The 19,318-nt window shown below is 68.6% G+C and carries 13 protein-coding genes; 3 read left to right on the top strand and 10 right to left on the bottom strand.

The features are described 5' to 3' along the window. Window positions 1-35 precede the first annotated feature (35 nt). Both JRI60_RS54530 and JRI60_RS17375 read right to left on the bottom strand, forming a co-directional pair. On the bottom strand, window positions 36-3,590 hold the full coding sequence (locus JRI60_RS54530) for a VIT domain-containing protein (RefSeq protein WP_275439316.1): 3,555 nt from the start codon (window positions 3,588-3,590) through the stop codon (window positions 36-38). A 115-nt stretch (window positions 3,591-3,705) separates the two neighbouring features. Further along, window positions 3,706-6,591, bottom strand: coding sequence for an FG-GAP-like repeat-containing protein (locus tag JRI60_RS17375; RefSeq protein WP_204226978.1), 2,886 nt, complete (start codon window positions 6,589-6,591; stop codon window positions 3,706-3,708). A gap of 803 nt (window positions 6,592-7,394) precedes the next feature. Here JRI60_RS17375 and JRI60_RS17370 point away from each other — a divergent pair. The 3 genes from JRI60_RS17370 (at window position 7,395) to JRI60_RS17360 (ending at window position 12,032) form a co-directional block, all read left to right on the top strand. Then, window positions 7,395-9,851 (top strand): right-handed parallel beta-helix repeat-containing protein, encoded by a 2,457-nt coding sequence (locus JRI60_RS17370; RefSeq protein WP_204226977.1) that lies wholly within the window; start codon window positions 7,395-7,397, stop codon window positions 9,849-9,851. 72 nt (window positions 9,852-9,923) lie between these two features. Then, the gene (locus JRI60_RS17365) at window positions 9,924-10,247 is read left to right on the top strand and encodes a DMT family transporter (RefSeq protein ID WP_239470574.1); all 324 of its coding nucleotides are present in this window, start codon (window positions 9,924-9,926) and stop codon (window positions 10,245-10,247) included. A gap of 177 nt (window positions 10,248-10,424) precedes the next feature. Next, entirely contained in the window at window positions 10,425-12,032 is a 1,608-nt protein-coding gene (locus tag JRI60_RS17360) for an N-acetylmuramoyl-L-alanine amidase (RefSeq protein ID WP_204226976.1), read from the top strand. A gap of 106 nt (window positions 12,033-12,138) precedes the next feature. Here the strand turns inward: JRI60_RS17360 and JRI60_RS54525 are convergent, their stop codons facing one another. From JRI60_RS54525 to JRI60_RS17320, 8 genes are all read right to left on the bottom strand, one after another. Beyond that, window positions 12,139-12,690, bottom strand: a complete 552-nt coding sequence (locus tag JRI60_RS54525) for a thiol-disulfide oxidoreductase DCC family protein (RefSeq protein ID WP_204226975.1) — start codon at window positions 12,688-12,690, stop codon at window positions 12,139-12,141. Window positions 12,691-12,698: 8 nt separating this feature from the next. After that, window positions 12,699-13,157: a hypothetical protein gene (locus JRI60_RS17350; protein WP_204226974.1), complete on the bottom strand. Its 459-nt coding sequence runs from the start codon at window positions 13,155-13,157 to the stop codon at window positions 12,699-12,701. Between the two features lie 169 nt (window positions 13,158-13,326). Next, window positions 13,327-13,764, bottom strand: a complete 438-nt coding sequence (locus JRI60_RS17345; RefSeq protein WP_204226973.1) for an SMI1/KNR4 family protein — start codon at window positions 13,762-13,764, stop codon at window positions 13,327-13,329. A gap of 2 nt (window positions 13,765-13,766) precedes the next feature. Further along, window positions 13,767-15,554 carry an HNH endonuclease gene (locus JRI60_RS17340; protein ID WP_239470573.1) on the bottom strand — a complete coding sequence of 596 codons (1,788 nt, stop codon included), beginning with the start codon at window positions 15,552-15,554 and terminating at the stop codon, window positions 13,767-13,769. An 84-nt stretch (window positions 15,555-15,638) separates the two neighbouring features. Further along, complete coding sequence (locus tag JRI60_RS54520; protein WP_204226972.1) at window positions 15,639-17,084, bottom strand: serine/threonine-protein kinase; 1,446 nt, start codon at window positions 17,082-17,084, stop codon at window positions 15,639-15,641. After that, window positions 17,081-17,803 carry an RNA polymerase sigma factor gene (locus JRI60_RS17330; RefSeq protein WP_204226971.1) on the bottom strand — a complete coding sequence of 241 codons (723 nt, stop codon included), beginning with the start codon at window positions 17,801-17,803 and terminating at the stop codon, window positions 17,081-17,083. Before JRI60_RS17330 ends, JRI60_RS54520 begins: the two co-directional genes overlap by 4 nt. A gap of 245 nt (window positions 17,804-18,048) precedes the next feature. After that, window positions 18,049-18,552 carry a hypothetical protein gene (locus JRI60_RS17325; RefSeq protein WP_204226970.1) on the bottom strand — a complete coding sequence of 168 codons (504 nt, stop codon included), beginning with the start codon at window positions 18,550-18,552 and terminating at the stop codon, window positions 18,049-18,051. Window positions 18,553-18,591: 39 nt separating this feature from the next. Next, the gene (locus JRI60_RS17320; RefSeq protein WP_275439311.1) at window positions 18,592-19,275 is read right to left on the bottom strand and encodes a helix-turn-helix domain-containing protein; all 684 of its coding nucleotides are present in this window, start codon (window positions 19,273-19,275) and stop codon (window positions 18,592-18,594) included. Window positions 19,276-19,318: the final 43 nt, after the last annotated feature.

Here is a 19,318-nt window from a genome sequence, read left to right as displayed (position 1 = left end):
GCGCGCATCCTAACCGCGTCCCCGACGCGAGCGCACTAGGGTCCTCCAGTCTTCCCCACCGGCTTCCACGGAGCCACCTCCTCGCTGCGCAGGAGCAGCGCCGCTTCCGCTTCCGGCAGGATGCGCAGCTGGAAGCGCCGCCGGTACCCGTCATCCCGGGAAAAGGCCTCCCGGTCCGTCACCAGCAGGAGCGCCGTGGGGACCACGTAGCGTGCCGAGTTGTTGCCGTAGTAGTGCACCGCCACCTGGTACGTGCCTCGAGCGGCCTTGCGCGCGTGGTACAGCTCGGGCCCCAGTCCGTCCGTGACGTCCCAGTGGAGCTGGCCTCCCAGCCGCGTCCGCATCCGCCGGTAGGAGCACCGCTCTCCGCTCGGTTCCACCACCCAGAGGTCGATGTCCGTCGAGTCCGAGTTCCAGTGCAGGGTGAGCTGGTAGTCGATGGGGCCCATCTCCGCGCGACCGGCCAGCTCGCGCCGCCGCGCCTCCAGTGCCCCCACCTCCGCCTTCGAGAGCCGGGTGTGCTTCGCCAGCGCCATCAGCATCCGGCCGTAGTGGTAGGCCGCCACCGTCTTCGTCTGCTCGTCGTGCCGCGCCCAGTCGCCCGCCAGGAGGATCTCCCAGTCGCGCGCCGCCTCCGCGGGCCGCCCCGCCGCGTCCAGCGCCAGGGCCTCCTCCAGGTAGGACTGCGGCTCGAAGGGACGGTTGAGCCGCACGTGCTCGAAGAGCTCCGCGGCGGCCGTGTACTGGCCGAGCGCCAGCAGTCCATAACCCACCAGCCGGAGCGCCTCCGCGTCCTTCGGGCGCAGCTCCACCGGTGACGAGAGGGCCCGCACCGCGCCCCAGGTGTCCCCCGCGAAGGCCCGCTTGCGCGCCACCGCCTCGTACACCATCACATCGTCCTTGTTGGCCCGCCGCGCCTTCCGGTACTCCAACTCCGCCTGGAGCCGCTCCTCGCCTCCCGCGTAGGGCTCGTCCCGCAGGGGTTGTGCCGTCAGCCTCGAGCCCAGCTCCGCCTGCCGGGTGCCCAGCACCCGCAACACCTCACGTCCCGTGTCGGGCACCCCGTCCAGCGCCAGCCCCAACAGCCGCTCGCGCTGCTGGTCCTGCTCGCGCCGCCGCAGCGCCTCCAGGTCGGAGAGGTCCACCTGCTCGTCGCGCACCGCGTAGCGCACGTAGTCCCCCTCCGACTCCAGCACCAGCATCGAGGCCCGCGCGTTGGCCAACCGGTAGTGTTGACTGAGGGCCACCACCATCCGGTCCACCCGTGGGTCCTCCATCGCCACCAACCGCGCCACCAGTCCCTCCGCCCAGGCGCGCGGCGCGAAGGCACTGTCCTGGTCGCGCGGCAGCGGCACCCGCATGGTGCGCTCCTGGCCCTCCGAGCGCACCACCACCGCCAGCTCCGCGGCGCCCTCCTCCACCAGCCGCCCGGCCACCAGCAGCTCCTGCCCCGGGAAGACGAGGTGGGGCCGCCCGCCCACCACCAGGTCCTTCACCTTCGAGCCCCGCACCTCCACCCGCACCAGCACCGCCGAGGCCGCTCGGTGCGCTCGCACCGCCGCCCGCACCTCCGAGCCGGAGACCACGCTCACCACCCGGCCTCCGCTCGCACGCGCCAGCGCATCGAAGAGGTCCGTGTTCACCGCCGACTCGCCGAAGCGGTAGCTCACCCACCGCAGCGTCTCCGAGGACGCATGGCGGGAGATGAGCGCGTCCACCTGCCCCTGCCCCCAGGTGACATTGCCGTCCGAGAGAAGGAAGGCCGTCACCCTGCCGCCACCCGCCGCCGGCTTCAGCCAGTCGCGGCCCGCCCGGTCCAGCTCGGCCAGCATTCCATCCACATGCGAGGCGCCCTCGAGGAAGACCCGCTCCAGCTCGCCAAAGGTCTCCCGGCGCGCCTCGGGGGTGTTGCGCCGGAAGCCAGGGCCATGCAGCCAGCGCGGCCGCACGTCGAAGAGCAGCACCGCGTACTCCTCGAGGCTCCCGTCCCTCTCCAGCAGCGCGCGCAGCATGGCGGCCTGCAGGGCCCATGCATTGCCGTCCTCCGCCGACAGCGAGGTGTCCACCACCAGCACCGCGCGCCCGGTGGGAGTGCCCCCCTCTCCCACGATGAGGCTCGAGGGCAGCCGCACCCGCGCGTAGAAGGCCTGGCCGGGCAGCCCCGCCGGATCCGAGCCCACCAGCACGTCCGCGTCCTGGCTCGGCGGCGTGATGGCCACCTGCAACGCCCCGTCCCCCGTCAATCCCCGCCAGTCCCACACCCGCCAGGGCCCCAGGTCCCTCGGCTTGCCCGCCACGGGCAGCACCGTCATCGCGCGCGCGTGCCTCGGGTCCACGTGGACGCGCGCCGACACCTGGAGCGTGTGGCCCGCCCCGGGTGGCAGGGGCCACGTGTAGCGCAGCTGCTGGCCGTCGAAGAGGAGCGTCTGCTCGTAGGCGAGCACCACCCGCTTGAGGGACTTCGGCGGCAGGGGGAAGACACGCGCGCTGAAGGTGGAGGCCCCCGCCCACTCCAGCAGGGCCGGATCCACGTTCTGGCGCACCACGTCCTCGTAGACCTGGCGGGCCCGCTTGTGCTCGACGACCCGGGCCTCTTGGCGGGTGCCCCAGGAATGCTCCGCGTTCCGGGGGCTCGACGGGGCCGCGGCTTCCAGTGCCTCCACCCGGCTCGAGTCCCCCAGCGGAGGAAGCAGCTCCGAGGACTGGAAGAGCGAGGGAGAGTCCACCGCCACCGCTCCCGAGTACAGCGCGAAGCCCGCCACCGTCGCGCCACCTGGCAGCGGGTAATAGAAGGTGCCCTCCAACGAGCGCGCGGTGTCGTTCTCGAAGAGGTAGTCCACCACCGTGCGAGCACGAGCCCCCTGGATGTACGTCACCACTCGCACCGCGCGCACCGTCAGCGGCTGGTAGCGGCCCTGCTCGTCCAGCACCAGCACCTTGGCCATGCGCGGCGCGGACTCCACCTTCGGAAGCACGGGCCGGGGCGTCCTGGGCTCACCGGGCGCCGCCTGTCCGGAGGACGCCTCCTTCGGCGCCTCCGCCTCCTCCTCGCGTTCGGCCGCCTCCCAGTCGGAAGAAGGGGATGGCATCAGCGGAGCGGGTGCGGACGGGGAGGCACCTGCACCTGCCAACTGGCCCCCCAACACGCCACCGACCACCCCCCCGACGACGCCTCCCTCCACGCTTGCCGCCGCGACCCCCTCTCCCTCGCCGTCTCGCGCCTCCCACCGGCGGACCAGCGCCTCGGGAATGGGCTTCGGATCGGCGACGGCATCACGCAGCGCCGCGACATCCACCTTCCCCTTGTCCGCGAGCCCCGGGGCGGTGGTGGGCGCGATGAGGCCCGCATCGACGAAGGCGGCGGGAACGTTCGCGGGCACCGGGAGCGGCGACACGTCCGCGGTCGTCTCGGGCTGGGGCGCCTCATCCTCGGGCGGCTCGGGCACCGGAGCGGGTTCGGGCGACGCGGCCGGCGCAACGGACGCGGACGTGTCGGCGCTGGCGGGCGGAGCCGAGGTACCACGCAGGCAGCTCACGCCAACCAGAGCCGCCAACAGCAGGGAGGTGAGGAGGACGCGCGGAAGGGACATGTGACCGGTAGCCAATCACATCCCGTCTCGCCCGGTGTCATGGTTGAGTCATGCCGGTCCCATCGTTGAGCCACGCCCTCCTCGAGATCCTCGCCTCCCCCCTGAACGCGCGGCTCTAACGGGCTCTCAGCAGGCTGACATCGTTGCTCGCGGAGTTGGCGGCCACGATGTCCAGCCTGCCGTCGCCGTCGAAGTCGCCCGTCCCCACGGCGTGAGGATCCTTCCCCGTGGAGTACGCGAGCTCCGGCCCGAACAAGCCGCCTCCGATCCCCCGCCACACGGCCACGTCGTTGTGCCCGAAGTACGAGGGCCGGGGCTCACGGGGATTGCCGGAGCCGATCCCCTGTCCTCTCGCCCCCACGAGGTCCAGAATCCCATCCCCGTCGACATCCGCCGCCGTCAGTTGGTGGAGGATCACGCCGGTGTTGGCATCGATGTCGAGTGGCGGCGCGAAGGTGCCATCCCCCTTCCCGCGTACGAGGCCCAGGAGAAGAGAGGACTTCTTCACGAGCAGATCCCTCGTCCCATCCTTGTCGAAGTCGCCCAGGACGAGCACATCCGCTGAATTTCCGAGGGCCAGGGTCCTCGCGTCCTGGAAGGTACCGTCCCCGTTGCCCAACAGGACGCTGACGGAGCCATTGTTCGCGGTCACGAGGTCGCTCTTCCCGTCCGCATCGAGGTCTCCCGCCACCAGCGCACCGGGCTCGCTGCCCACGGGAAACGCCGTCGCCGCCCCGAAGGAGCCATCTCCGTTGCCCATCAGCACGCGCACGTCCTGGGTGGCGCGGTTGAGGGTGACGAGATCCGGCTTCCCATCCGCGTCGAGGTGGACCGCGACCAGGGCCACCGGCCCCGAGCCCACCGCGAAGGAGGCCGCCCCCCGGAAGGAGCCATCCCCGTTGCCTGACAGCACGCTCACGTCGCCGCTGCCCTCATTGGCGGTGACGAGGTCCGGCCTGCCATCCACGTCCACATCCGCCACCACCAGGGCCACGGGCTTCGTTCCCACTCCGGCCGAGGCCACTCCGCGGAAGGAGCCATCCCCGTTGCCCAACAGCACGCCCACGTCGTTGCCGCCCTCGTTGGCGGAGGCGACGTCCAGCAGCCCATCTCCGTTCAGGTCCGTCGTCACCAGGGCCACGGGGCGCGTGCCCGAGGGGATGCGAGGTGTCACCTCGAACGTCCCGTCTCCCCTGCCCCGGAGCACGCTCAGCCCCGAGCCTCCATATCCAATTCCCATGTCCAGCGTGACGAGATCCCTCACTCCATCCGCGTCGAGGTCCGCCACCTTCAGCGCGAACGCCCCCCACCCATGCGGTGTGGAACGAGCGGCCTGGAAGGAGCCGTCTCCCTTGCCGGACAAAACGAGGAGGGTGTCGTCCAGGGTCGACAGGAGGATGTCTGGCTTTCCATCGCCATTCAGGTCCTCGATCGTCACGGTCCGGCCCCGCTGCCCGAGCTCGAGGCTGACAGGAGGCTGGAACGTCCCGTCGCCCCTTCCCAGCAGCACGTCGGCCAGCGCGTTGTTGGCGTTCACCATGACGGCATCCACCCGCCCATCCGCGTTGAGATCTCCCAATGCGAAGGAAGACGTGGCGGGACCCGCGACTCCAAGGCTCCGGAAAGTGCCATCGCCGTTGCCCAGCAGCACGCCCAACCCCGTCGTCTCACGGACGATCAGATCCAGGTTCAAATCCTCGTCCAGGTAGGCCGCTCGCACCGAAGCGGATGCCTCGAGTCCCTGACGGATGTGACGCGGGGCCTGGAAGGAACCATCCCCGTTTCCGAGGAACAGACTCATGACCGGGCCTTCGCCTCCTCCGGTGGGGAGGGTGTTCGTGGTGACGAGGTCCAGGCGCCCATCCTTGTCGAAGTCTCCGGCCACCATCGACGTCGCCGTCAGGTCGCCGACGGGCATGCGCAGCGGCGCATGGAAGGAGGCGTCCGCCCTGGACAGCAGCACGTTCACCGCGGGACTGGAGTACCAATACGGAAAGGAAGATGTGTAGAGCCCGCTGGTCGCGAGGTCCACCAGACCGTCGCCGTTGAAGTCTCCCGTTGCCATCGCCGAGTGGCCCGGACCCGCATCCAGCGTCGTCCGCCGTTGGAAGGCCCCATTGCCCAGGCCCTTCCAGACGCTCACGGTGTCGTATTGGCCCACCGTGGCCACATCCAACTTGCCGTCACCATCGAAGTCCTCGAAGACCCCCAGGACCGGGGCATCGTAGAAATTCCTCGTGCCCACGAAGTCCGGATCGCACCGGCGCCGGCCCAGGGCCCTGTTGTCGACGGTGAACGTCTCCGTCCGTGAGGCGCCCGCCCTGCCCTCCACCGAGGCGGTGACGCGCAGCCACACGCCCTTGGCGAGGACGCCCGGCAGATCCCGCGCGGCATCCCAGATGAAGTTGTTTCGCCGGCCCTCCGGCGCACTGGAGCTGGGGACGCCCGTCACCCCCTCGTGGGCCGCGCTCCCCGCCTGCGTGGCCCGCTGGAAGTGGCCCGTCCCGTCGGGGTCGAACTCCACCAGGAGGTCCACCGGCCGTGCCGATGCCTGTCGCACTTGGTAGATGAGTTGCGGGCAGCCCGGCTGGCTCCCGGCGGCGAGAGACAGCGCGATGATGTCCGGAGCAACCGGCTCCGCGAGCGATACCGGCGCCGAGGGCGCGGACTCGGGCCCTTCCTCCCGCTCGTTCGCGGCCCGCACGGTGAAGGTGTACGAGACGCCTCGCCGCGCGCCCCTCACCTCCACGCTCGTGGCGTCCTCCGTCGTGGCAGCCGTTCCACCGGGCGAGGCCGTGACGGTGTAGCGGGTGATGCGACGGCCTCCGTCCCGGGCGGGCGGAGTCCAGCTCACCGTGATGACGTCCTCGGTGGCGGTGGCTCGCACCTCCCGGGGCGCACCCGGCGTGTCTGATGTGCGGCACGCGAGAACGGTCACTCCCAACCACACCAGGAGGAGTCGCGCGGTGCCGCGAGACCAAGAGCGAATCTGCGAATTCATGAGCGGTGCCCAGACCCTGATTCAGGGAGAAGCCCGGCCGCCTCTCACGCGGGGACCGGCCTCGTGGCATCGGCTCCCCAACACGGAGGTCTAATCCATCCAGTGGTGGCGCTCAAGCCTGGACGTGAACCGGGCCACCAGATGGGGAGCGGGAGCGGCACATGGAGTTTTCCGCCAAGGCGATATGCCCGCGACCCACCGTGGTCTTCCCGCTCCTGTTCAATCACATCCAACCACGCGCTCCTCTCGCCAGACAGGGCTCCATCTGTTCAGAAACCCACCGTGTCTTTATTTACTTGAAGTGCCTCCGGAGAAAAGTGAGAGAACGCGCCCGCTTTTCCCCCAACGAGAGAGCCATGCCCCTGTCTTGGAAATCTTTGTCACAGACGAGTGTCTTCTGGACGCTCACCACCATACTGACCCTGGGATGTGGTGAGACGGCGCGCGAGACATCTTCAGGAATCGAGAAAATCGCCACCACCCGTTCGGCCATCACCGCCGGCGCGGTCCATCTGCCCGACGTCGCTTTCGCATCCAGGGCCACCCTCCCGTCGACCATCCGCCATGTCGCCGTGGATGGCTGTAATGGAAGCTTCTGCAGTGACGGCAATGACGGACTGACGCGCGCCACCGCATGGAAATCCGTGCAGTACGCGCTCGACCACATGCCGAACGACCCGGGTGGCAGCATCCTGTATGTCCATTACAGTGCAACACCTTTCCGTGAGAGAATAGTCACCGCTCGGGCGGGACAGCCCACGGCGCCCTTCTATGTCCTGGGTGTTCCAAGCGCCAACGGAGACATGCCGAAGTTCCTACCGGAGCCAGTGAGTGGCTCCTGGAAGGCGCCCATCTCCGTCAACACGGGAGGGGCGTACTACGTCTTCGATGGTCTGGATATCGACTGCGAGAACAGGCACAACCTGGCGCCCGATGGGGAGTACAAGGCCCTGGCTGGCTTCAACCTGTTCGACGCCGACCGCGTCGTCATCAAGAACTCGCGGGTCCGCAAATGCGGCTCGGGAGTCTCGGTCAGCGGCTCGAGCAACATCTCCATCGAGAACAACAACCTCTTCGATCTCGTGAAGTGGCCGCTCACGGGCACCAGCGCCGATGGCGGACGAGGCGACGCCAACGCGGTCGTCCTCGAGCGGGGCTCCACCCGCGTGCTCATCCAGGACAACAACAGCGGCGGCAACACCGGAGATGGGGTCCAGTGCACGGGCGTCGAGCAGCCAAACAACGTGGGCTTCCCCCCCGTCTCGCACCTCACCATCCGCAACAACGTGTTCGCCAACGAGCTGGAGAACGGCGTGGACATCAAGTCCTGCGAGGACGTCACCATCTCCGGCAATGACATGTCTGGCTACAAGCACGCCCAGGGCAATGGTGGAAGCTGCGGTGGCCCCGCCATCGTCATCCACTACTTCGCCAAGCGCGTCCTGGTGGAGGACAACAACCTGCACGACAGCGGCGCCGGGGTGATCGTCGGCAGCTCGCTGGTCGTCGGGACCGTCGATCCTCCCAGGGTGCCTCGTGTGGAGAATGTCGTCATCCGGCGCAACCGCATCTGGGGAATGAATCAGCTCTCGGCCAATAACCTGTTCGGGTGCGGCGATGGCATCAAGCTCCAGCACTTCAGCGGGGTGGAGATCGTCCACAACACCTTCGACAAGCTGGAACGCTCGGGCGTACGGATCGACCCCAACGCCACGACTCCGTCGGAGAACGTGCAGATCTGGAACAACATCATCCAGGACGCGCGCGGTCTGGCTCCGGGATGCACGGACTTCTCCGGCGCGAGCTGCTCGGGTACCAACACGGGAGGCGCCCTGGACCTCTCCACGGGCTTCGTCACGGGAGTGTCCATCCACGACAACCTCTACTGGCACTCGAACGGAGCAGCCGCCACCCGGTTCCGCCATGACGCCAGTGCCGGGCTGAGCTTCTCGAGCTGGGCACCCCTGGCCTCGGATACCCACAGCGACAACGTGGCCCCCCTCCTCCTGGGGAATTTCAGGCTGGGCCCCAACTCCCCTGCGCTCAACGGCGCGCTCCCCGACAGTTCGAACCTCGGACAGCGCTGCTCCGGAAATCCCGATCTGGGGGCCATCGAGAGCGACTGCGTGCCCGTCCCCCTCTGGACCCACCAGCGGGGAGGGGAAGACACGGACGGCTTCGCCGATGTGACCGTGACCTCCACGGGAGACATCTGGGTCGTGGGTTCCACCTCCAGCACCAGCGTCTTTGGAGGGGTCGCACACGGAGGCAGCGACGCGTTCATCGGCCACTACTCCCCCTCTGGAACGCCCTCGCCCATCATCCGCTTCGGCACCGACGGCTTCGACTACGCCACCGCCATCACCCGGGATGCCAACGACAACATCATCGTCGTCGGCAGCACCACGGGAAACCTCTTCAAGACCAAGCCCGGCGGGCTCTACGACTATGACGCCTTCATCGTGAAGTACGACCCCACGGGGACGACCATCCTCTGGCGTGACCAGTTCGGCGCGGCGGAGAGCGACTCGCTCACGGGCGTGGTCACGGATGCCAATGGCGACATCTACGCGGTCGGAGACACGTCTGGCTCCATCGACGGGACGAACCAGGGCGGTACCGACAGAATCCTGGTCAAGTACTCCGCCGCTGGAGTCCAGCAGTGGGTGGAGCAGTCGGGCACGGCCCTGAACGACACCTACTCGTCGCTCAGCCTCGCGGGGAATGTGCTCGCCATCCGGGGCCGGACCTCGACCGCCGGAGTCGCGCATGACGTCATCGTCAGTCATGGGCCCGGCAAGAACTCGGTCAACTGGACCGCCTCCGAGCCGGCGGCGAGCAACCTGAGCTTCGGACGGCCGGCGGTGGATGGCTCTGGGAACATCTACGTTCCCGTGAACTACGATGGCTATTCCTTCAATCGGTTGGGCGTTCGCAAGTACTCGCCCACCGGAGCCCTCACATGGAGCACCCTCTGGAATGGGGGGGATTGGGGTCAGGCCGCCGCCCTGAGCCTCGACTCCCAGGGCAACATCGTGGTGGTCGGCAAGAACTACTACGAGGGAGAGCGGTTCTGGAAGGTCAGCTCCAATGGTGTCCTGGAATGGAGCGGAGGAATCACCAACACCCTTCACAGCCAGGCCCACGCCGTCGCGACGATTCCCACGGGTGGCTTCGTGGTCGTCGGGATGACCTACACGACGGGCCTGTTCGGCACTTCGGGTGGGTGGGAGGACGGCTGGATCGCGAAGCTCCCGTAGGCCCGCGGACCGAGGGGGTGGCGCTCACGGGCGCCACCCCCGAAGCCGTTGGAAGTACGTAGACTGGACCCCATGGTGTCGGGAATCGTATGGGTCCAGATGGTCCTCGCGTCCGCGTGCTTCGCGGTCGGAGGCATCTTCATGAAGCTCTCCGATGGGGTGTCACGCCCGCTGCCCAGCGCGGCGTTCCTCCTGCTGTTCCTGCTCGGGGCCGTCCTCCAGTCCGTCGCGCTGCGCCGGGCGGACCTGGGCGTCGTGTACATCGCGGTGCTCGGGCTGGAGGCGGCCCTGACGCTCGTCTTCAGCGTCCTGCTCTTCCGCGAGAGCCTCTCGTTCGCGCGCGTGCTGGCCGTGCTGCTCATCGTCGCCGGCGTCCTGCTGCTGCGCCGGGAGTGAGCCCTTCTAAGGATGTCCGAAAACCACCCTCCTGGAGAGAACGGTTTATCAAGAACTCTCCATTTTCGAGAATTTTCGGCTTTCCTTCGACCTCCAAGAAAGTGCATCCTGGGGGATACGGCCCCCCCTGGAGGGGGTGGCGCCGTGAAAAGCACCCTACCCCCCGAGGAGCACGTAATGCGTCAGATCCGTAAGCCGCTGGCGGTCGCAGCCGCGGCGCTCACCCTGGCCGCCTGCGGCGCGCAGGAGCCCGAGACAACCCCCCCCGCCTCCATCGAGGACTCGCGTACGCCCGCGCAGCGCGAGGCCGAGCGCACCCCGTACCAGCTGGATGGCTTCTTCGCCCAGGCGGCCACGGACTTCCGCGTTCCCGCCGACCTGCTCAAGGCCATCTCCTACACCGAGACCCGGTGGGACATGGTGAAGGGCGAGGTGGAGTTCGAGGGCATGCCCGCGGCCTACGGCCTCATGGCCCTGCGCGGCGCGAAGGTCACCGAGGGCGCGCGCCTGGCCGGCGTGTCCGAGGAGGCCGTGCGCACCCAGCCCGAGGCCAACATCCGGGCCTACGCGGCGCTGCTATCGGCCACCGCGGACGAGCTGAAGGTGGACCGCTCGGACCTGGGCGCCTGGGCTCCGGCCGTGGCGAAGCTCAGCGGCATCACCAGCACCGACGCGCAGGCCGAGTTCATCCACAACGAGGTGTACGGGGTGCTGCGCCAGGGCGCGGTGGCCCAGACGCCCGCGGGTGACGTGGCCGTCTCCCTCATGCCCACGCAGGCGCGCGCGCAGTTCGCCTCGCCCAGCGTGCACGCGATGGCCGCCGGCCCGGACTACGCCGCCTCCATCTGGCGCCCCTCGCCCAACTACGGCGCGCGTCCCACGGGCTCCACGGGCGACGTACAGATCGTCGTCATCCACACCTGTGAGGGCAGCTACTCGAGCTGCTGGAGCTGGCTGACCAACTCCGCCTCCGGCGTGAGCGCGCACTACGTGGTGAACGAGAGCGGCTCGGAGATCTCCCAGCTGGTGCGCGAGGCGGACCGCGGCTGGCACGTGGGCGCCAGCTACGACTGCAACCTCAACGGTGGCGTGATGTGCGGCCTGCAGGGCGTGTCGGTGAACCACTTCTCGGTGGGCATCGAGCACGGCGGCTATGCCAGCCAGACGTCCTTCCCGGCCGGGCAGATCGACGCGTCGGCGAAGCTGACGTGCGACATCACCAAGGGTCAGGCCATCGTGCGTGACAGCTACCACATCGTGGCGCACGGGCGTCTGCAGCCGGCCAGCCGCACGGACCCGGGTCCCAACTGGCCGTGGTCCTCGTACATCAGCAAGGTGCAGGGCTACTGCGGCACCACCACGACGGGCCTCGTCGTCGACAGCAACAACGCCAACAACGACTCCTCCAAGGGCTACATCGAGGTGTCGGCCAACTGGACGTCCGCGTCCGCGACGGCGGGCTACTACGGCTCGGGCTACTTCCACGCCCCCACCGAGGCGGTGTCCGACCCGGCGACGTTCTACTTCTACATGCCGGCGGCGGGCACGAAGACGATCGACGCATGGTGGACCTCGGGCACCAACCGCTCGCCCGCCGCGCCCTTCGTCATCTGGAACGCGAGCGGCACCAAGCTGGCCACGGTGAACGTGAACCAGCAGGCCGGTGGCGGCACGTGGAACACGCTGGGCACCTGGAGCTTCCCGGCTGGCTGGAACAAGGTGCAGCTGAGCCGCTGGGCCGCGACGGGCTACGTGGTCATCGCCGACGCCATCCGCGTCCGCTGAGGTTCCTGGCTGGCGCCGCCGTGAGCTCCACGGCGGCGTCGGACCCGTGCCGGACGCGAGGCTCCGCTACAGCCCGCGTCCGGTCCGGATGCAGTCGGCAGTCGCATCACCCGAGCTGTTCCCGTCCCCCGACCACCTCCGCCAGGCAGTGCGGACAGGCGACCCGGCCCCGGGCCATCGGTCGGCCACACCCCTCGCATCGCACCCCGTCAGGCAGGCGGCAGGCCCCATCCTCCGGGGCGCACTTCGGTGCATCGGGAGCACCCACCTCCTCCAGGTCCCTCCGCACGAGCTCGTCCTCCAGGTGCAGCCAGTCGGACAGCCTCCGGCGGTTGCTGGAGAGCAGCTCGAAGGCGTTGCGCGCCAGGGGCATCAGCGAGGGACGTGACAGGCGCACCGCCCACGTCCGGTAGTCCTCCAGCGCCCACAGCACCATCAGCCACGCGTGGGTGTCCCGGTAGACGCCCCCCTCATCATCCACCACCACCAACTCCTGTGCGGTGCCGGAACGGCGCAGCTCGGGGAAGCGCCGCGCCGCCTCCTCGCTTCCGGCCGGGAGGCACTCGAGCCCCACCAGCATGCGCTGTTCCCGCAGCCATTGGGCACAGCGCACGCAAAAACCGCACGTCTCGTCATACAGCACGCTGAGGGCACGCATGGCTCACCTCAGGCCCTCTCGGGCACCGGGGCGGAGGTGGGAGCCGACACGCGGGTGAACTCGCGCGGCAACACGGGCGGCGGCTGCTGGCGCACGTGCCCGGAGCGGCGGATGCGGTTGAAGACGTACAGGTTGAAGAAGTGCATGGCGCCCAGCACCACCATCACCTTGCCCACCTTGCCGCAGACCAGCTCGATGACCTCCTGCACCGTCCAGATGGTCTGGTACTCCTTGAGCGACAGGGCCACGTAGCCGATGTTCATCAGGTAGAAGCCCACCACCAGCAGGTGGTTCACCGAGTCCGCCAGCCGCTCCTTCCCCAGGAACGCATCGTGGAGGAAGTGCGCGCCATTGCGCTGCAGCGTCTTCGCCACCCACATCGTCAGCGTGATGCTCACGAGCAGGTAGAGCAGGTAGGCCGCCACCATGAAGTGGCTCGACACGGGCACTGGGGTCGTCGGATCCATGACACGTCTCCCTCGGAGGAGCGCGGTCGCCCGGGGCTCCAGTGCCCCTCGGTGGGTTGGCGCCGTCCTCCCCTTCCACCAGGGAGTACCGGAAGGAATTTTCGCGGTTGCGGGGCGGCCGCTCTTTCACGGCCTGGTGGCGAGCCACAGAGCGGCGATGCCCCTCGGCTCAGGCGTCGTACAAGCTGGCCATGAAATCGCTGAAGCTGCCAGCGATGGGATGAACGAGCATGTCCACGGAGACGAGAACGACTGCCGGGTGTTCAGGAGAGGCCCGGTAATCGAAGCAGAGGAACTCTCCCCCCGAGGTGAGCGCGAAAGGGAAGATGCCCGCCGGGACGTGGGGTTCGATGATGCCGTACACATGACGAAGGGAGTATTCGTCCCGCACCTCGTCGACGCTGACCGTCAACAGGACACAGAAGACGTCCCTGCCCGAGCCGACGTTGAAAGCAGAAGGCTCGGGACTCATGCCCTGGTGCGCCACGACGAGACGCCTGTAACCGGAGGGAAATCTCACGCCCCACTGCTGCTCGAGGAGCTCAAGCTCATGCGGGTCGGCGGGATGAGCGGCATCCCAGATATAGGGCTCCCAGCTCACGGCCATGGCTACGGGCCTCCTCCCCAGATGGCCATTCCTCCTGTGTGAGGAGCAGCGAGCTGATGGGATTTTGTCGTGATGAGTTGCATCCTGCCGACATCCTGGTGGTGATGCCATGAATAGCCAGTGGGCGGCTTCGTGGATGTTGGCAGTTTGTCGATCGCTTCCGGGCTCAGCCCGAGAGTGCGCCCCAACGAGGGGTCTTCACGAATGGATTGGAACAACTTCTGGTTGGCCGCCTTGTAGTGCGCGAGACGATCCCTGCTTCCGATGTGCACGTCATCCAAGAGAGTTTCAAAGCTCGTGTCGAACTCAGGAAAGCCATCCTTGTCGAACCCGATGGAGGTCTTTCCATCCGAGATCCTCTGCCCGGCACGATTGCGCCCCAGATTCACGATGGGTTCGGGTGGGTTCCTCGTATTCTTGTACGGAATGATCCTGCCGTCAGAGGTGAGCTGAGGCTTGCGCCACGGCTCAATGGATTGCAGCCGGTATCTAGAACGTGGGCTCCCCCCGGAAGGGGAGTGGTCATTCGTACTCCCGCTACCGCCCGCTCCCCGTGCTCCAGTGTTGGCCATGTGCAGCACATAGGTGGCACCGAGGGCAGGAGCCGCGGCGCTGGCGACGCCGCCCACGGGCACGGCCACCAACCGCACCGCCATCAGGCCGTCGCCCGAAAGGGAGAGGAGGGGAATGGAGACACTGCCCAGCCTTCCTCCCCAGGAGGCAGCCTTCGCAGCGCCCGCCCCTGAGGTGCCCACCACCAGAACCGCGCCCGTAGCAAGGCGCGACATGGTGCGCACCTTCTCCGCATAGGGCTTGTGGCGAAACTCCTCCCAGTGCAGGGGAGCACTCACATATAGCTCACGCACCACTCCCGGCAGTTGCGTCAGACCATCCAGCGTCTCTCCTGGGTGGAAGACGAGCCGGTAGAGGCCCTCCACCGTGTCCACCACCGCCAACACGGCCCCCTCCACCACTGGCAGCAACACCCCGTCGTCCGGCTCGTAGCGGCCCACGGGGAGCGCTCCGCGCGGCACCTCCAGGGTCTTGTCCACCGGGAAGAGGTGCCCGCCCTCGATGGCGTAGAAGGGGCCCACCTCGAAGCGGTCGGCGCGCAAGGTACCGTCCCGCGCCAGCACCACCTTTCCCGCCTGCTGCACGGCCACCCCCGTGGCGGGCTTCACCAGGTAGCCATCCGGACGCACCACCAACATCCGGGCGAAACGGCGCATGCGCGCGTGCAGCTCGTCGCGCGACACCGGGACGCCGCCCGTGGCCACCTCCAGCAGCAGGTGCGCCGCCATGCGCCGCGGGCCGAAGTTACCCAGCGTTACCGGCGTAGCCAGCAGGTGTGGCAACAGATCCATCGCCTGCGTGGGGGAGAGTGTGCGTCCGTCCTCGGGGAGTGCACTCGCGGGCACCCCAGCACCCACGAGAAAGCCCTGGAACCAGTCCAGGCTCATGGGTACGGCGTAGGGACGACCATCACCCACCCCATCCCTCCAGCCGAGTTCCTCTGTTTCCCAGCCATCTAGCGGCTCCACCGCGGCAGGTTTGGACGTTGGGCGGCGTGCGACCGTGCGACCACCCGAGTCCACCGGGCGCCCCGGCGGAGTAAGGGGCCGGTAGAGGAAGTTGGCCGACACTTCCTCCGGGGGAGGCCGCAGTTGTCCCTTCGGCCCACACCCGGACAGCAGCAGCAGACCCACGCCTATCAGCACGCGGTAGAACAGCCCGAACACTGTCTCGTGACGCCCCCACTCCTCTCGAAAGTCGATGCTCTCGCTCGCCATGTGCGCCCTGGATGCTACCAGCGCGCAAACGGTTGCTGACGACAAGACACCGGGCGGCTGGAGCGGCCTTGCGGTCACGATATTTCAGGGCGCCCAGCGCCACAGGTACAGGCCGAACTCGATCACCGGTGGCGTCAGCATCAGGACGAGCCCCGTCCAGATCGCCGGCTCACGCGCGAGCGGCCTCTGGCGACGCCATGCTTCCAGGGTGGAGACACACAGGAGGTAGAGCGCCGACAGCTCCAACAACCCTCCCACCAGCGGCATGAAGGGCGGCAGGGAGAGGCCCGCCCCCCACTCCAGCACCCCGTGCAGGACGAACAGCCCCGAGCATGCCATCGCCACCCAGAAGAAGGAGCGGGACTCGCGCAGCGGCTCCTCGGGGGCCGGTGCGTCCAATCCCTCGTGGCGCCAATGTCTGCGCAGCAACCCGTACGCCGCGAGCGCCACCGCGAGCCCCGCCACCGCTCCCAGGATGGGGCCCGTCTCGAACCGCGCCCGCGTCACCCACCGGCCATCCGCGAGCCTCGCCGCCGGTTGCATGGTGAGTGGATCCAACTCGTGGGGCGCCAGCACCCGCGGCGTCACCGACACCACCAGCGCCCACAACACCAGCGCACTCGCCACCGCCTGCAACACCGCCACCGCTCGCAGCCAGATGGCCTCGTCCGGTGGCAGCGCCGCCTCCGCCCCTCCGTCCGCCAGCCGCCGCAGTTCCAGGCCCAATGCCCGTGCGCTCGCGTAGCGCCGGGAAGGCTCGAGCGCCACCGCCCTCCGCACCACCACCCCGAGCGCCCCCGTCAGCGATGGCATGCCCGCCACCGGCGGCCGGCCCGTCACCATCTCGTGCAGCAACACCCCCACCGCATACACGTCCATGCGGGGCTCGGGCGGCGCTCCGGCGAGCGCCTCGGGGGCCATGTACTCGGGCGTTCCCACCACCGTGTGCGCGGCGGTCAGCGTGTCCCGAGGCCCCTCCTGGCGCACGATGCGCGCGATGCCGAAGTCCGTCACCTTCACCCGCCCCTCGCCGTCCACCAGGATGTTCGCGGGCTTGATGTCCCGGTGCACCACGCCTCGTGCGTGGGCATACGCCAGCGCGTCGCATACCTGCAGCGCCATGCGCACGGCCTCCGTCGGCGGCAGCGGCAACAGCTCCGCCAGGGACCGGCCCTCCACCAACTCCATCACCAGGAAGCGCTCGCCCTCCTCGTCGCCGAAGTCGTGCACCCGGACGATGTTCGGATGGTCCAACAACGCCAGCGCCCGGGCCTCCCGGGCGAAGCGGGCCTGCGCCTCGGGGCTCGACGCGGCCTCCCCCGAGAGGAACTTCACCGCCACCGGACGGTCCAGCCTCACGTGGCGCGCGCGGAAGACGCGGCCCATGCCGCCACGGCCGATCTCCTCCTCCAGCTCCAACGCGCCAATGCGCCCCGGATCGTCCACGTCCTCCCCCAGCAGGCAGCCGGGACACACCGCCAGGCGCCCGCCGTCCACCGGCGTACCGCAGCGCGGGCAACGGGCACTCATCGCTTCAGCACCCGCAGCAGCTCCGCCAGCTCCGCCTCCGCCTCCTCGGGCGCATCCACAGTGTCCACCACCTCCTCGCGCACCAGCTCGCGGTAGCGCACTCGCGCCCGGTGGAGGAACGTCTTGAGCTGCGGCAGCGACATGCCGTACGCCGCCGCGGCCTCCCGGTAGCTCGGCGGCTCGCCCGGACGGAAGAACTGGAGCACCAACGCGAAGGGGCCGCTGCGCGCACCCCTGTCGTACTCGGACTTCAGCCGCTCCAGCGCCCGCTCCATGACGCTCGCCGCCCACTCCCGCTCGAAGGCCTCGTCCGGTCCCTGCGCGTCCTCGGAGGCGATCCGCTCCGCCAGCTCGAAGTCCAGCGGCAACGCGGCCACCCCACCCCCACGCCGGGCGGCACTCTCGCGCTCGTGCCGGTGGACGAGGTGGTTGCGGGCCGCCGTCAGCAGATAGCCCCGCAGCCGGCCCTTCTCGGGACTCAACCGCTCGAGGAACTCGTGCTCCAACAGCCGCATGAGCAGGTCCTGCACGGCGTCACGCGCGGCCTCCGAGTCCAACCCCTGGCGCCGCATGAAGACGTAGAGCGGGCGCCAGTAGGTGCGCAGCAGCGACTCCAGCGCCGCGCGGCGGGCCTCCGGGGAAGCCTTCGCCGAGCGGATGAGAGTCCAACGCGTGGGCGGAAAGGAGCCCGGCCCTTCCTCTCGCGGATCTGCGCTCATGTGGGAGGTTCTAGCGCAAATCCGCGGCGGCCTCCCCGGCAGGGGCTCCTGCCCGGGAGTTCACATCCGCGCCGAGCCCTGCTCGCTGCCGGACACACCTCCTCCGCTGCCTGAAGCGACACCTCCGTTTCACCGGAGGAAAAGACGCCACCGCGTTGTCCGAGGGCGCTCCTCTCTCTACTGTCCACGCCCGAAGCAACACTCCCAGTCACACCCACACGAGGACAAACCATGATGCCTGCCACTCAGATGCCGATGCCGATGCCGATGCAGTCCGGAATGAACCCGATGATGGGCGGGATGATGCCCATGCCGATGATGGGTGGCATGAACCCCATGATGGGCATGAACCCCATGATGGGCGGCATGCCCATGATGGGCGGTATGAACCCGATGATGGGCGGCATGATGCCCATGCCGATGATGGGCGGCATGAACCCCATGATGGGCATGAACCCCATGATGGGCGGCATGCCCATGATGATGCCCATGATGATGCGCATGCCGATGATGGCCAAGATGACCTGTGAGATGGGCAAGGACGGCATGATGTGCCGCATGATGCCCATGGACGCGGGCCAGATGGAGATGATGAAGGACTGCTGTGACGCGATGAACTCCATGATGGCCATGGGGATGCCGATGATGATGATGTGCAACGGCATGCCCATGATGATGTGCACCGCGAAGTAGCACCGGGCCCGTAGAGGGCCGGAAACACGAGAGCCGGCGAGAGTGCCCCAAGGCACCCGCCGGCTCTTCGTGTCTCCAGCGGACGCGCGGAAGCCCTAGCCGACCGTCTCCGCGTACGTCATCACCAGGTACATCACCGCATCCACGTTGCCCGTGTTCCGGTAGACGTGCGCCACGTCCGCCTCGAACAGGATGGCGTCTCCCGCGGACAGCACGTGGTGCTCGTCGCCCCGGTCGATCTCCACCGTCCCCGCCGTCACCACCAGGTTCTCCAGCGTCCCCGGCGGGTGCGCGTCCGCCTGCTCCACCGCGTGCGCCGCCAGGCGCAGCTCGTAGAACTCGACACGCCGGGGCTCGTCGAACGGGAAGAGCGCCCGCGAGCTGAAGCTCCCGTCATGCGAGGCGAGCCGCTTGGCCTGCGAGATCCGCATCAACCGGGTGCCACTCTGCGCCGTGGTGCTGATCAGCGCCGAGAAGGGGATGCCCAGCGCCCGGGCGATCTTCCAGATGACGTTGATGGTGGGCGCGCTCTGCCCCAGCTCGATCTGCCCGAGCATGGCCCGGCTCACCCCGGACGCCTTGGCCAGCCGCTCCAGGGACAGGCCCCGGTGCGTGCGCAGACGGCGCAGGTTGCGACCCACGATGGGCGCCAGGTCGGTCGACGACTCGGCGTGCGCCACCTCGTACGCCCACTCCTCCTCGGAGGAAGGGGCCTCGGGCGGCGGTGCCTCCGTCTTCCCGGCCTGCTCCCGCTTCTTTCCCCGACCCTTCACGGGCACGGGCGTCTCTTCTGCTTCCTGCTTGCCAGCAGGAGTATTTTCC

This window comes from Archangium violaceum, assembly GCF_016887565.1.
Classification (GTDB): domain Bacteria; phylum Myxococcota; class Myxococcia; order Myxococcales; family Myxococcaceae; genus Archangium; species Archangium violaceum_B.
Note: the sequence above shows the minus strand (reverse complement) of the source record. Positions and strands in the feature narration are given on the sequence as shown.

Excerpts from the sequence above, each read along its gene's own strand:
- JRI60_RS54530 (WP_275439316.1), bottom strand. The coding sequence starts at position 3,590 with ATGTCCCTTCCGCGCGTCCTCCTCACCTCCCTGCTGTTGGCGGCTCTG.
- JRI60_RS17375 (WP_204226978.1), bottom strand. The coding sequence starts at position 6,591 with ATGAATTCGCAGATTCGCTCTTGGTCTCGCGGCACCGCGCGACTCCTC.
- JRI60_RS17370 (WP_204226977.1), top strand. The coding sequence starts at position 7,395 with ATGCCGAAGTTCCTACCGGAGCCAGTGAGTGGCTCCTGGAAGGCGCCC.
- JRI60_RS17365 (WP_239470574.1), top strand. The coding sequence starts at position 9,924 with ATGGTGTCGGGAATCGTATGGGTCCAGATGGTCCTCGCGTCCGCGTGC.
- JRI60_RS17360 (WP_204226976.1), top strand. The coding sequence starts at position 10,425 with ATGCGTCAGATCCGTAAGCCGCTGGCGGTCGCAGCCGCGGCGCTCACC.
- JRI60_RS54525 (WP_204226975.1), bottom strand. The coding sequence starts at position 12,690 with ATGCGTGCCCTCAGCGTGCTGTATGACGAGACGTGCGGTTTTTGCGTG.
- JRI60_RS17350 (WP_204226974.1), bottom strand. The coding sequence starts at position 13,157 with ATGGATCCGACGACCCCAGTGCCCGTGTCGAGCCACTTCATGGTGGCG.
- JRI60_RS17345 (WP_204226973.1), bottom strand. The coding sequence starts at position 13,764 with ATGGCCGTGAGCTGGGAGCCCTATATCTGGGATGCCGCTCATCCCGCC.
- JRI60_RS17340 (WP_239470573.1), bottom strand. The coding sequence starts at position 15,554 with ATGGCGAGCGAGAGCATCGACTTTCGAGAGGAGTGGGGGCGTCACGAG.
- JRI60_RS54520 (WP_204226972.1), bottom strand. The coding sequence starts at position 17,084 with ATGAGTGCCCGTTGCCCGCGCTGCGGTACGCCGGTGGACGGCGGGCGC.
- JRI60_RS17330 (WP_204226971.1), bottom strand. The coding sequence starts at position 17,803 with ATGAGCGCAGATCCGCGAGAGGAAGGGCCGGGCTCCTTTCCGCCCACG.